This window comes from Paenibacillus sanguinis 2301083 = DSM 16941 (assembly GCF_000374825.1).
Lineage (GTDB): Bacteria > Bacillota > Bacilli > Paenibacillales > Paenibacillaceae > Fontibacillus > Fontibacillus sanguinis.
Window position 1 is genome coordinate 499,841 of sequence record NZ_KB895377.1, and the last position, 11,677, is coordinate 511,517.

16 protein-coding genes are annotated in these 11,677 nt (G+C 47.9%); all 16 read left to right on the forward strand.

Translation table 11 applies throughout. The features are described 5' to 3' along the window. The first annotated feature begins 2 nt into the window (after positions 1-2). Positions 3-446, forward strand: coding sequence for a flagellar export protein FliJ (gene fliJ, locus C557_RS0105890; RefSeq protein WP_018750915.1), 444 nt, complete (start codon positions 3-5; stop codon positions 444-446). A 41-nt stretch (positions 447-487) separates the two neighbouring features. After that, positions 488-1,441 carry a MotE family protein gene (locus C557_RS0105895; protein WP_018750916.1) on the forward strand — a complete coding sequence of 318 codons (954 nt, stop codon included), beginning with the start codon at positions 488-490 and terminating at the stop codon, positions 1,439-1,441. A 43-nt stretch (positions 1,442-1,484) separates the two neighbouring features. Beyond that, entirely contained in the window at positions 1,485-2,900 is a 1,416-nt protein-coding gene (locus tag C557_RS0105900) for a flagellar hook-length control protein FliK (protein ID WP_018750917.1), read from the forward strand. Between the two features lie 24 nt (positions 2,901-2,924). Next, positions 2,925-3,422, forward strand: coding sequence for a flagellar hook assembly protein FlgD (locus C557_RS0105905; RefSeq protein ID WP_018750918.1), 498 nt, complete (start codon positions 2,925-2,927; stop codon positions 3,420-3,422). After that, positions 3,419-3,802 carry a TIGR02530 family flagellar biosynthesis protein gene (locus C557_RS0105910; RefSeq protein WP_018750919.1) on the forward strand — a complete coding sequence of 128 codons (384 nt, stop codon included), beginning with the start codon at positions 3,419-3,421 and terminating at the stop codon, positions 3,800-3,802. The genes C557_RS0105905 and C557_RS0105910 overlap by 4 nt, the downstream gene beginning before the upstream one ends. Before the next feature lie 92 nt (positions 3,803-3,894). After that, on the forward strand, positions 3,895-4,713 hold the full coding sequence (flgG, locus tag C557_RS0105915; protein ID WP_018750920.1) for a flagellar basal body rod protein FlgG: 819 nt from the start codon (positions 3,895-3,897) through the stop codon (positions 4,711-4,713). Between the two features lie 76 nt (positions 4,714-4,789). Then, complete coding sequence (locus C557_RS0105920; protein WP_018750921.1) at positions 4,790-5,014, forward strand: flagellar FlbD family protein; 225 nt, start codon at positions 4,790-4,792, stop codon at positions 5,012-5,014. Next, positions 5,011-5,484, forward strand: a complete 474-nt coding sequence (locus C557_RS0105925; protein ID WP_018750922.1) for a flagellar basal body-associated FliL family protein — start codon at positions 5,011-5,013, stop codon at positions 5,482-5,484. The genes C557_RS0105920 and C557_RS0105925 overlap by 4 nt, the downstream gene beginning before the upstream one ends. A 49-nt stretch (positions 5,485-5,533) precedes the next feature. Next, positions 5,534-6,532: a flagellar motor switch protein FliM gene (gene fliM / locus C557_RS0105930; protein ID WP_018750923.1), complete on the forward strand. Its 999-nt coding sequence runs from the start codon at positions 5,534-5,536 to the stop codon at positions 6,530-6,532. Then, entirely contained in the window at positions 6,522-7,760 is a 1,239-nt protein-coding gene (gene fliY, locus C557_RS0105935; protein WP_018750924.1) for a flagellar motor switch phosphatase FliY, read from the forward strand. The genes fliM and fliY overlap by 11 nt, the downstream gene beginning before the upstream one ends. A gap of 28 nt (positions 7,761-7,788) precedes the next feature. Next, positions 7,789-8,154 (forward strand): response regulator, encoded by a 366-nt coding sequence (locus C557_RS0105940; protein WP_018750925.1) that lies wholly within the window; start codon positions 7,789-7,791, stop codon positions 8,152-8,154. Positions 8,155-8,163: 9 nt separating this feature from the next. Next, a complete protein-coding gene (locus C557_RS0105945) occupies positions 8,164-8,700 on the forward strand; it encodes a flagellar biosynthetic protein FliO (RefSeq protein ID WP_018750926.1) in 537 nt (178 codons plus the stop codon). Continuing rightward, positions 8,697-9,458 carry a flagellar type III secretion system pore protein FliP gene (gene fliP, locus C557_RS0105950; RefSeq protein WP_018750927.1) on the forward strand — a complete coding sequence of 254 codons (762 nt, stop codon included), beginning with the start codon at positions 8,697-8,699 and terminating at the stop codon, positions 9,456-9,458. The genes C557_RS0105945 and fliP overlap by 4 nt, the downstream gene beginning before the upstream one ends. 40 nt (positions 9,459-9,498) lie before the next feature. Further along, positions 9,499-9,768 carry a flagellar biosynthesis protein FliQ gene (gene fliQ / locus C557_RS0105955; RefSeq protein WP_018750928.1) on the forward strand — a complete coding sequence of 90 codons (270 nt, stop codon included), beginning with the start codon at positions 9,499-9,501 and terminating at the stop codon, positions 9,766-9,768. A 12-nt stretch (positions 9,769-9,780) separates the two neighbouring features. Continuing rightward, positions 9,781-10,569 carry a flagellar biosynthetic protein FliR gene (gene fliR / locus C557_RS0105960; RefSeq protein ID WP_026263324.1) on the forward strand — a complete coding sequence of 263 codons (789 nt, stop codon included), beginning with the start codon at positions 9,781-9,783 and terminating at the stop codon, positions 10,567-10,569. 14 nt (positions 10,570-10,583) lie between these two features. Further along, the gene (gene flhB / locus C557_RS0105965; protein ID WP_018750930.1) at positions 10,584-11,672 is read left to right on the forward strand and encodes a flagellar biosynthesis protein FlhB; all 1,089 of its coding nucleotides are present in this window, start codon (positions 10,584-10,586) and stop codon (positions 11,670-11,672) included. The last annotated feature ends 5 nt before the right edge of the window (positions 11,673-11,677 follow it).

Here is an 11,677-nt window from a genome sequence, read left to right on the forward strand (position 1 = left end):
GGATGAAGTTCCGTTATGTCTACCAAAAAGTTGTGGATCTGAAATCAAACGAGAAGACGCAAGCTGAGTGGATGCTGTCCGCTGCGGTGGGGCAGCTGCAATCCGAGCAACGTTTCTTGGAGCAATTGCTGGAGGAGCAAGAGCAGACCGCTGCAGTACTGCAACATGAAATGGCAAACAAAGCTTCCATGATCAAGCTCCAGGAATTGCAGCGTTATATGGACTACATGGAGCAGGCCATTGAGCGTAAGCTCGGTGATATCCAAAGGGCAGAAATAAACGTAGAGCAAAAAAAGACCTTATTGAATGGCAAGCTGCTGGATGAGAAGGTTTGGCTAAAGGCGAAGGAAAAAGCCAGAAATAAATTTCAGCACGAACTGCTTCTTCGGGAACAAAACGAGCTGGATGAGATGGCGACTGTCCGGTTTGCCATGAGAGCCCGTTAAGATAGCGGGGGTGACATGGACTTGTCGAAGGAGGGGGATTAATGGCTAGAACGGATCTGGAGCTGGAAGAGGATTTAGAGGAATCAGGCGGAGGATTTTCGCGGTTTCTGTTCTTCGCAACACCGATTTTATTTACGGTTGTACTGCTGGGAGTTATGCTCACCTTATTTAATATAGATTTTCGTAACATGATGCTTCGCTGGGCCGATGCTATTCCTGTCGTAAGAGATTTCGTTCCTGACCCGCAGCGAATGGAAGGTGAGCAGGAGCAGCCGGCCGAACAGAAGGAGAAGGAACAAAAAGAGCAGCAGAAGAGCACGGATGCCACCGTGAAGCAGCTCAAGGAGCAATTGGCTAAGCAGAATACAGACTTGCTGGCCGCAGCTCAGCAAGCCCAGGCGCAGCAAGCGAAAGTGAAAGAGCTGGAAGAGGAACTTGCTGCTGCTCAGGTGCAGAAGCAGGCGGAGGAAAAAAAGGCGGAAGCAGAGGCTTATCAGAAGGAAGTCAAGAGACTGGCACAGCTATATTCCGGAATGAGCCCGAGCAAAGCGGCGGCTATCTTCGATAAGTTAACTACAGAAGAAACGTTGCAAATGCTTGATGCCATGAACAATGAGAGCAAGGTGGCCATTTTAGAGAAGATGAATCCGCAAAAGGCGGCTGACATCTCGATTAAGCTGAAGGATGTTAAAGAGGCAGATGATCTGGCGATTGCTGCCCTGCAATCAAGATTGAAGAAAGAAGCGGAAACAGATCAGGCAGCGTCTGCTAAGGGGACTGCCTTGGACGATGCTGAGCTGAGCCAAACCTTCTCGACGATGCCGGCCGCCGAAGCTGCTAAGCTGGTGTTGCAGACCTACAAAATAAGCCCCGAAAAAGGCTTGAGAATCATGAAGTCGGTGAACAGCGCGGCACGGTCGGATATATTGGCTGAGATGACGAAGGCGGATGAGAAAACTTCTGTAAAAATCCTGAATCAACTCGTCGCTAAATAAGGATGGCCAAACCACTTTTGCTTGAAAGGAGGTGAAAATGAAAATGAGTCAGGTAATCACGAATGTAACCACTGGCAAGGCAACGACCAACACTTTGTGGTATGGAGCTGGCGGGAAAGCGGAAGCGGGTCAAGGTACCGGTATTCCGTTTGATCAGAAGCTTATTTCCATGCTGATGGGCGACGCAAAATCACAGGAAGGTCAGGCCTCGATGTCGCTGCTAGCTCTGGTTGGGCTGACAGGTTTAACGGAAGGTGCGGAGGCTGAGGGAACTGAGGCCGGATTGCATCCAGTGCTTGAAAATGTTTTGCAGGACCTGCCCAAGCTTGATGAGGCGCTTCAAAATGATTCGGCATTGTTATCTGTTGTTCAGGGCTGGCTGCAATCTTTCCAGGCATTGCTTCTGGAGGGGAATGCCGGTAACGCAGAGAACAAAAATCAAGAAGCACCTGCTTTGCCTGCACTCGCGCAACACTCGGAAACAATACGTTTTGCTGTGCAGGATGCAGTGGTTCAGTTACTGGCATTAAACGAGTCGGCCATGGGTACGGAGAATCAGCATCAGGTCAAGATGATGCTGCAGACGTTGCAAAACCTGCTTGATGATCTTCCGGCTGTGACGGATGCCAAAGCTTCAAATCTCAGAGCTTCCGAACTAACGAGTCTAAGCACACAAGCCAAAGTGGTTGTTCAGCCAGGAACTGAGGCAAGCGGGCAAGGCAATTCGGGACAACATTCAGAGATGCTGAAGAACGCGAACCCACCCGTTACTATATTACAGCAAGGACAACAGTCAACTGATGCTGCGGCAGCCAAATTTGTGCAAGTGGCAGGGACTTCAACGGGTTCGGCAGAAGTACTAAGCGACGTTCAAGGCGGAGAGCAGGATACCGGGCTGGATACGGGGAATATCGTAACGGCCGGACAATTGGCCTTGAGAGATCATGGCGTTGCTGCTCCGAAGCATGTGGCTAAGCCAGTGCCTGTCGAGAACTTTGGCAAAGAGATGAGCAGTTTCCTGGTCAACAAGTTGGAAATTGTTAAATTGCAAGGAGTCTCTGAGGCGAGAATTTCGCTTTATCCGGAGCATTTGGGTCAGGTAGATGTGAAAATTACGATGCAAAACGGGCTGTTAACGGCTCAATTCGTAACAGAACATGCCTTTGCCAAGGACTCTCTGGAGCAGCAAATGTCGCAATTGAGAGCTGCTCTCCAATCGCAAGGACTGCAAGTCAGCAGATTGGAAGTTACGCAGAATACCGCTTTGTCCTCCCATATGTACCATGATGGACGTCAATCCGGTAATGGTACAGGGCAGCAGCAAGCCGAGAAACGCAGACAACTGGAGGAAGATGATTTACTCGCTATCCATGATCTTAACGAAGAATGGAATGAATGGATGGCCGAAGTAAAAGCCAAGGAGCAGGATTATGGGAGTTCCTTTGTAGCCAGGGCTTAAATAAGGCGGAAAGGAGGTAGTTTCATGGCTAATACGTATACACCCTCTGTGTCGTGGCCGAACTACTCACAAGCGAATGTAGAGAAGGCAAGCAAAAGAAGCAATGAGCTCGGCAAGGATGCTTTCCTGAAGCTGATGATGGCTCAAATGCAAAACCAGGACCCGTTATCGCCGATGGATAATACCCAAATGGTTGCCCAGATGGCTCAGTTCTCTTCTGTGGAACAACTGACCAATATTTCTGATCAGATTAGCAAGATGAGTGAGTCTTTGGGAAATACATCAGGGCTGATTGGCAAAGAGGTAACCTGGGTGAGCCAAACGAAAACAGGTAATTATGATGTGGTGACTGGCAAGCCTGAAGTCATTCAGGAGAGGGATAGTGGCATCGTGGACTCCGTTGTTGTACGAAGTGGTGTTCATTATGTCAAAGTCGGAGCCAAGGAGCTTGAAATCTCGCAGATTGAACAAGTTTCAGTACCTGTGCCGGAAGAAACGGAGCAGGGAGCTGATCCGTCATGAATGTCCCCATAAAGGTTGGGCAGTTCTATGCCGGCAGACTGCAACCGGGTAATCTGCAACAGAGCAAAGCGATTCAAGCGAACAACGCTTCAGCAGCATCGTTTAAGGACATGCTCCAGGAACAACTGGTGCACTTTAGCAGTCATGCGGTAAAACGATTAGAGCAGCGAGGTATCGAATTGAAGCCCGAGCAGCTTCATCAAATCGGTTCAGCTATTGACAGTGCGGCGGCCAAAGGGGCGAAGGATTCGCTGATCCTGATGAAGGATATGGCCTTAATCGTGAATGTGAATAACCGTACGGTTGTGACTGCGATGGATGGCAACAGCATGAAGGATAATGTATTCACGCAAATTGACAGCGCGGTAATCATTTCTTGACCTAACTGGCTGGACCGGGTACGGAAGCCAGGAAGACCGCGGATCGACTGAAGCGGCTTCAGAGCAAGACAATCGATGAGGAGGATGGAAGAATGTTAAGATCTATGTATTCTGGCGTATCCGGAATGCGCGGCTTTCAGACCAAGCTGGACGTTATCGGTAATAACATCGCTAACGTAAATACAGTTGGTTTTAAGGCCGGGCGAGTGATGTTTAAAGATATTATGAGCCAGACAGTAGCAGGAGTAACTGCTCCGAATGAAGGAGTTGCTGGGGGGATAAATGCCCAACAAATCGGTTTGGGAACGTCCGTTGGATCTATTGATACACTTCATACCGGTGGTAGTGCGATGACAACGAACAACCCGCTTGATTTAAGAATTGACGGGGATGGATTTTTTCTTGTTAGGATGGGCGAAGAGGGTGAACCTTTCCTTACCAGAGCGGGGGACTTTCATCTTGATGCTATAGGACAATTGGTTACTTCTGATGGCTTTTTAGTTTGTGGCCCGGATGGAGAAGCGCTTGATCCAATTGCTGATGACGTGGTTGCATTTTCGATATCCTCGGACGGTGCAATCTTAACCCGAACTGCTGATGGAACAACTGAAGCTGCCAATTCAATCGGTTTAGCTATAATAACAAATCCTGAGGGACTGGAGAAAGTGGGAGGTAATTTGTACCGTGTGACCCCCAATGCTCTTGTAGACGCGGATCTTGAAGCTGCTTATACAACGCCTAATGCAAATGGTGCTGGTGCGTTAGTTGCTGGTCAATTGGAAATGTCCAACGTTGACCTCACTGGCGAGTTCACGGAGATGATTGTGGCTCAACGTGGCTTCCAGGCCAATTCACGTATTATCACTACGTCTGATGAGGTTCTTCAGGAAGTTGTTAACCTGAAACGATAAGCTAATGGGTAGCCTGGGAGGGACTCGTTCTTCCCGGGCTGCTTATACGGTCCCATGATCACTCAGGAGGGAAATCATGATTTCTGTAACGCGCTTGAACGGTTCACAGATGTGGCTTAATGCAATAATGATTGAAACGGTGGAAGAAACACCGGATACATACGTCACCCTGGTAACGGGCAAGCGTATTATTGTGCTGGAGAAGGCGGCCGATGTGATTGCGATGGTCAAGGAATATTATCGGGAAATCGGCATCCACGCAGCAACTATTAAAGTGCAACAAACGGAGGAATGGTCATGAAGAAAATGCTGCCTTGGCTGATGACGATTTTACTGGCTGTCACCCTAATCGTACTGGCTGCCTTCTTGCTGGTGAACCAAATGAATAAACCTGAGCCCGGCACAGAAGTGAGAAGCGCCGTGAACAGCGTGACTCAAACCAGACAGTTATCGGCGGATGAGATTGTATTAGTGACAGCGACAATCGATGATGTCAAGACGAACTTGTCAGATCCGAATTTCGTGGTAGTTATGAATTTTGCCTTCCAGTTGGATAATGAGGTTTCCAAGCAATCCTTCGACAAAATCAAGGATTACAAAATCAAGCCAATCATTATTAAGACATTGGCCGACACCAAGCCTGAGGAACTAACGGGCGCATCAGGCAAAGACAATCTGAGCACCAAGCTGCTCAACCTGATCAACAAATCGCTGCCGGAAGGGAATTTGATTCAGATCGATATTACCAAATTTATTATGACTAGAATTTAAACCTACTAATATCGAACGAATACGAGTTATTTCCAAGGGGGTGAGATGGTTGGTTGATGTATTATCGCAGAATGAGATTGACGCATTGCTTGCCGCGCTGTCATCCGGAGAGATGGATGCCGAGGAACTGAAGAAGGAAGAGACGCAGAAGAAAATCCGGTCTTATGATTTTAAAAGAGCCGTGAGATTTTCCAAGGATCATATTCGGAGCTTGACCCGGATTCATGAGAATTTTGCCCGTTATCTCACCACCTATTTTTCGGCCCAGCTTCGCACGTTTGTGCAGATTAGTGTAGTTCAGGTAGAGCAGCTTCCTTATGACGAGTTTATCCGTTCTATTCCCAAAATGACGATACTGAACATTTTTGAAGCCGAGCCTTTGGAAGGCAGAATGGTATTGGAAGTGCATCCCAATGTTGCCTTCGCCATGCTGGACAGACTGCTGGGCGGAGTGGGAACAGCACCTTCAAAGGTTGGAACGCTGACAGAGATCGAAACGATTATTATGGAACGTATTTTCAGCCGGGCATTCGAGAGCTTGCAGGAGGCCTGGAAGACCATCGTGGATATTAGTCCGCGAATGGAGGGACTAGAGACAAATCCGCAGTTTATGCAGATTGTTTCGCCCAACGAGACGATTGCGTTGATTTCCTTGAGTACCAAGATCGGGGATACGACCGGGATGATCAATTTGTGTATTCCACATGTCGTTATCGAACCGGTTATGCCAAAGCTTTCCGTTCACCATTGGTTTGTATCGCAGAAAAAGTCGCGTGTTCCCGAAGAAGTTGAAGCGCTTCGCAACCGTGTTAACAAGGCTCAATTGCCGATTATTGCGGAGCTAGGGGAGTCACAGCTTACGGTCCGCGAATTCCTGGGACTTTCCGTAGGCGATGTCATTTCGCTGAACAAACCGGTACAAGAAGGGCTGAAGATCCGGATTGGGGACAGGCTTAAATACATTGGTAGCCCCGGGACATTAAAAGACCGGGTTGCTGTGCAAATTGACGAAATTGTCACCGAAGGAGTTGAGGAACTTGACGAGTAAAGATTATTTGTCCCAAGAGGAGATCGATGCTCTGCTAAAGCAGGCTAATCAGGAATCTGACTCAAAGCCGGCGGAACCAACGGTTGATGATGTATTGTCGCCGCTGGAGCAGGATGCTCTTGGGGAGATCGGCAATATCACGTTCGGTAGCGCAGCGACTGCATTGTCTACCCTGCTGAATAAGAAAGTGGACATTACAACCCCGAAGGTATCAGTCATTACGCGAGCCCAGTTCGAAGCTGAGTTTCCCAAGCCGCATGTAGCTATTCATGTCGAGTATGTCGATGGTTTTGAAGGGATGAACTCTCTGGTCATCAAGACACGCGATGCTCAAGTCATTGCTGATTTGATGCTGGGTGGAGAAGGAAATCCGGCGGAAGAGGAACTGAATGAGATTCATATCAGTGCTGTGCAAGAGGCTATGAACCAGATGATGGGCTCATCGGCCACCTCGATGTCGACGATATTTAATCGGTTTGTGAACATCTCGCCGCCGGGTATCGATATTCTGAACATGACGAGTGGACATGGACTTGGCAGCTTGCCGGAAGCAGATCCTTTGATCAAAATTTCTTTCCGCTTGACGATTGGAGATTTGATTGATTCAACCATTATGCAGCTGCTCACTGTGAAGTTTGCCAAAGAAATGGTTCATAGTCTGATTAGCGGATCGACACCGGACAGTGCATCCCAAGAGGCAGCGGCAACGGCAGCACCAGAAGCGCCACCAGCACCTGCAGCATCGGCACCCTCTTCAATGCCGGAGGCTCATCAAGAAGGGCCAGCACCGGTGTATCAGCAGCCGCCAGCAGCCGAATATGGCCAGCCTGCTGCACCTTACGGCTACCCTCCGCAAGGTCAGCCTTACACAGAGCCACATCATTACGGAACTGCTCCCGGACGTCATTTGAATGTACAACCTGTGCAGTTTGCAAACCTGGGGAATCCACCTTTCGGTCAAGTTGATGAAAATAATTTGAATTTACTGATGGACATACCCCTGAAGGTCACCGTAGAATTAGGAAGGACCCAAAGGCAAATCAGAGATATCCTGGAATTATCGCAAGGCTCTATTATTGAGCTGGACAAGCTTGCTGGTGAACCTGTAGATATTCTGGTGAACAACAAGCTGATTGCCAAAGGCGAGGTCGTAGTTATTGACGAGAACTTCGGCGTTCGTGTTACGGATATCGTTAGCCAATGGGACCGCATTCAAAAATTACAATAGTAGATAGTTTAGGGAGGATTTTAAATCAATGGCAAACCGAATTCTAATCGTAGACGATGCAGCTTTTATGAGAATGATGATCCGCGACATTCTCACCAAGAACGGATTTGAGGTTGTGGGAGAAGCTCAGGACGGCGCACAGGCGGTAGAAAAATTCAAGGAACTGCATCCTGACCTGATTACGATGGATATCACAATGCCCGAAATGGACGGCATTGCTGCATTGAAGGAAATCAAGAAAATGGATCCGAATGCTAGAGTTATTATGTGCTCTGCTATGGGGCAGCAAGCGATGGTTATCGATGCCATTCAGGCAGGGGCGAAAGATTTTATCGTTAAGCCTTTCCAATCTGATCGTGTTATCGAAGCGATCAACAAGACGCTTGGAATGTAGGGTTTAGACATGACCTTGGTGCAGCAGGATGCTCCGTATTATAACGGGGATGTTAATCTCTGGGGAAGCTTGATTACGGTAATCGTTGTTCTGGTTCTTATTGTAGCGCTAATTATTTTATTGGCCCGTTTTCTGGGCAAACGGAACCGGTACCTTTCTCAGAGTCGCTCCATCCGGGTATTGGGAGCCGTTGGCCTTGGCCCAAACAAGTCTCTTCAGGTTATTGAAATGGGAGACCATGTTTATCTCATCGGTGTGGGAGAGGATGTTTCCTTGATTGATAAAGTATCTGATCCGGATGAGATTGCTGTACTGGAGCAAGCGTTTGAGTCAGAAGGCACTGAACTGTCAGGCCTGGCGTCCGGCATTTCCAATCTGATCTCCCGTTTCAAAAAAGAGCCTCCGCAAGAAGAAGAATTGGAAGGCACCGCTTTTCATGAGGTATTTCAGTCACAACTGCGAAAGCTGCCTGATCGGAAGCGGCAGATGGAAGAACTGCTACAAGAGCCGGAAGAACAATCTACAGATCGGTCGAGGGATTCATGAAGAAAAAAGTGCTGATAGTCAGCTTGTTGCTGGCCTTGTGGAGTGTGCTTGTTGTCACCGCCGCTTCCGCCGAGCCAGTCAATCCGATTCCGAATATAGACATTCAAATCGGGGACTCGGGGGGGACACCAAGCACCAGCTCACTTTCTATTATTCTACTGATTACGGTGCTTAGCATTGCGCCAGCCATAATAGTGCTGATGACAAGCTTTACCCGTATTGTTGTGGTACTTGGCTTTGTCCGTAGTTCCTTGGGTACGCAGCAAATGCCGCCCAATCAGGTGTTGATTGGTCTTGCATTGTTCCTGACGCTATTCGTCATGAGCCCGACGCTTTCCACCATTAATGAAGTGTCTCTTCAGCCTTATATCAAGGGAGAAATCACACAAACGGAAGCATTGGACAAGGCAGCAGTACCGATGAAGAAATTTATGTATACCCATACGAGAACCAAGGACCTTCAATTGTTTATGGGCTACACCAAGATGGAGAAGCCAAATAGCTATGAAGATATTCCTTTGTCGGTTATGGTGCCAGCCTTCGCCATCAGTGAGCTGAAGACGGCGTTTCAGATGGGCTTTATGATCTTTATTCCATTCTTGATTATAGATATTGTGGTCTCAAGTGTGCTCATGGCGATGGGGATGATGATGCTGCCGCCGGTCATGATTTCATTGCCTTTCAAGATACTGTTGTTTGTTCTTGTTGACGGCTGGTATTTGATTGTTAAATCATTACTGGTCAGTTTTAATCCTTAAGTAAAGTACAGTAGGTTATTTCAGGGAGGGGGGACGGTTTATGAGTTCGGAATTTATTATCGGTCTGGCCGGACAAGCCGTGTATACAGTGCTGAAGGTCAGTGCGCCAATGCTGCTTATCGCACTAACGGTGGGACTGATGATCAGTATCTTTCAGGCGACGACCCAGATTCAGGAGCAGACACTGGCCTTCGTTCCCAAGATTATCGCTGTACTGATCGCTTTATTGATCTTTGGCCCTTGGATTTTGACGACTCTGGTTGATTTCACATACGGCATACTAAATAACCTTGCTAGTTATATCGGTTAGGCATCGGTGATTATGGAGACTTTACTGCAAGGCATTTCTGTGTTTATGCTGATTTTTTGTCGAATAACCGCTTTTTTTGTAGTAACACCGATTTTTTCATCCCGTTCAGTACCCAATACATTCAAGGTTGGGTTCTCTGGAATGATCGCGCTTGTGATTCTGTTGACCATCGGGACACAGCAGGCGGTACCCAATGATCTGAACTATATTTTGTACATTATTCGTGAAGTGCTGATTGGACTGCTCATGGGTTATGTGGCCAATTTGATCTTTAATGTAATTCAAATGGCCGGTTCATTCATCGACATTCAGATCGGTTTTGGGATTGCTAACGTTATCGACCCGATGACAGGGGCGTCTGCGCCGGTGCTCGGTAATCTCAAATATATTATCGCGACGCTCGTCTTTCTAAGCATGAACGGACATCACTATCTTATTGATGCCGTGGTTCGCAGCTATAACTGGATACCGTTATCCAATGATTTATTTCAAAGAATCTACAACGGGAACTTGGCGGATTTTCTGGTCCAGACGTTCAGTCATGCGTTCCTCTTGGCGTTCCAAATGGCCGCGCCACTGGTGGTTGCCTTGTTCGTCACGGATGTAGCCCTGGGCTTTCTGGCCCGTACTGCCCCTCAATTTAATATCTTCGTTATCGGGATTCCCGTGAAGATTATCGTTGGGCTGGTCGTATTGCTCATCCTGGTGCCAAGTTTCATTTACGCGTTCCAATCTTTGTTCGAAGTGCTGTTTAATGCCTTGCATGATCTGCTCAGCACGATCGGCCGAAGACCGACGTAGGATGGGGGATTGTAATGGCGTATCGGTATTCGCTGGACCTGCAGCTTTTTGCCGGAGAGAAGACGGAGAAAGCGACCCCGAAGAAGCGGCAGGATGCCCGAAAAAAAGGTCAGGTCGCCAAAAGCCAGGATCTGACGGGAGCCTTCATTCTGTTGGCCGGTTTCTTAAGTCTCACCTTTTTCGGAGGATACATCAAAGAGCGCTTGATGATTTTGTTCACTGACGTCTTTTACCATCGGATGAGGATGAATGTGACCCAGGAAAATGTGATGACGATGTTCAGCGACTTGGGCGTTCAGATTTTATTGCTAATGGCTCCAATCTTTCTGGTCGTAGTGGTGATCGCCGTGATTGCCAGCTACGCGCAGGTCGGCTTCATGCTTACCGGGGAATCACTGAAAATGCAGTTCAGCAAGCTTGATCCTGTTAAAGGCTTTAAAAATATTTTCTCTATGCGATCGCTGGTAGAGTTCTTAAAGACCTTATTAAAGCTTTCTATCATCGGTTATCTCGTATATTCAACAATCTGGGGGTATCGTGGTACCATCTCTTCCCTGGGGCATTTGTCTATACAAGACACTTTCAATTTTACAGCTCGTCTAACTATGAATCTGGGCATTAAGATTGCAGCTGCCCTTATCGTGCTTGCGGTGCTGGATTATATGTATCAGAGATACGAGCATGAGAAGAGCTTGAAGATGTCCAAGCAGGATATCAAGGATGAGTATAAGAAGATGGAAGGGGATCCTCTCATCAAAGGGAAAATCCGTGAGCGGCAACGGCGAATGGCGTTGCAGCGGATGATGCAGGAAATTCCTAAAGCAGATGTTATCATTACGAACCCTACGCATTTCGCTGTCGCGATCAAGTATGACGGCACCCAGATGGAGGCTCCGCAGGTCATTGCCAAAGGTCAGGATTATGTGGCGCTTCGCATCAAAGAAATCGCCAAGGAGCATGGAATCATTACGATGGAGAACAGGCCGCTGGCCCGTGCGTTATTCCAACGGACCGAGATCGGAGAGACCATTCCCGCCGATTTGTTCCAGGCTGTAGCTGAAGTATTGGCTTATGTATACAAACTTAAAGGCAAGGTTAGATGATGATG

Bases quoted from the DNA above. Each gene is read 5' to 3' on its own strand.
- C557_RS0105940 (WP_018750925.1), top strand. From the start codon at position 7,789: ATGGCAAACCGAATTCTAATCGTAGACGATGCAGCTTTTATGAGAATG.
- C557_RS0105910 (WP_018750919.1), top strand. From the start codon at position 3,419: ATGAATGTCCCCATAAAGGTTGGGCAGTTCTATGCCGGCAGACTGCAA.
- fliR (WP_026263324.1), top strand. From the start codon at position 9,781: ATGGAGACTTTACTGCAAGGCATTTCTGTGTTTATGCTGATTTTTTGT.
- C557_RS0105945 (WP_018750926.1), top strand. From the start codon at position 8,164: ATGACCTTGGTGCAGCAGGATGCTCCGTATTATAACGGGGATGTTAAT.
- flhB (WP_018750930.1), top strand. From the start codon at position 10,584: ATGGCGTATCGGTATTCGCTGGACCTGCAGCTTTTTGCCGGAGAGAAG.
- C557_RS0105895 (WP_018750916.1), top strand. From the start codon at position 488: ATGGCTAGAACGGATCTGGAGCTGGAAGAGGATTTAGAGGAATCAGGC.
- fliJ (WP_018750915.1), top strand. From the start codon at position 3: ATGAAGTTCCGTTATGTCTACCAAAAAGTTGTGGATCTGAAATCAAAC.
- C557_RS0105905 (WP_018750918.1), top strand. From the start codon at position 2,925: ATGGCTAATACGTATACACCCTCTGTGTCGTGGCCGAACTACTCACAA.
- flgG (WP_018750920.1), top strand. From the start codon at position 3,895: ATGTTAAGATCTATGTATTCTGGCGTATCCGGAATGCGCGGCTTTCAG.
- C557_RS0105900 (WP_018750917.1), top strand. From the start codon at position 1,485: ATGAGTCAGGTAATCACGAATGTAACCACTGGCAAGGCAACGACCAAC.
- fliQ (WP_018750928.1), top strand. From the start codon at position 9,499: ATGAGTTCGGAATTTATTATCGGTCTGGCCGGACAAGCCGTGTATACA.
- fliP (WP_018750927.1), top strand. From the start codon at position 8,697: ATGAAGAAAAAAGTGCTGATAGTCAGCTTGTTGCTGGCCTTGTGGAGT.
- C557_RS0105920 (WP_018750921.1), top strand. From the start codon at position 4,790: ATGATTTCTGTAACGCGCTTGAACGGTTCACAGATGTGGCTTAATGCA.
- C557_RS0105925 (WP_018750922.1), top strand. From the start codon at position 5,011: ATGAAGAAAATGCTGCCTTGGCTGATGACGATTTTACTGGCTGTCACC.